Raw genomic sequence first — 292 nt, 5'->3', positions numbered from 1 at the left:
AGGCTTTTGTCTGGCACATTGCCAGACATGGATTTAACTGTCGACATCACTGAGCTCAACCCGGACCAGATCCGCGAATTGGCCATCCGGCTACAGGCCGAAGGACGGTTCCGGCAAACGCTGATTGATAAGTTGACCCACGAACTGGCCATCCTGAAACGGCAGAAGTTTGCCGCCACCAGCGAAGCCTATACCGGCGAGCAGCAGCGTGAACTGTTTGAAACGCTCGACGTTGACTTAGCCGCCGTCACTGCCGAAATTGAACAGCTGGTACAACATCCCATATCAGCAG

The 292-nt window shown here is 54.5% G+C and carries 1 protein-coding gene; it reads left to right on the top strand.

Annotated features, from left to right (window positions below):
- Positions 1–27: 27 nt before the first annotated feature.
- Positions 28–292, top strand: a 265-nt coding sequence (locus KDM89_RS21720; RefSeq protein ID WP_212689845.1) for a transposase, incomplete at its 3' end; no start/stop codon positions are given.

This window comes from Cognatundibacterium luofuense (assembly GCF_018139685.1).
Taxonomy (GTDB): Bacteria; Pseudomonadota; Gammaproteobacteria; order Burkholderiales; family Burkholderiaceae_D; genus Undibacterium; species Undibacterium luofuense.
This window is presented reverse-complemented; position numbering and strand designations above follow the sequence as displayed.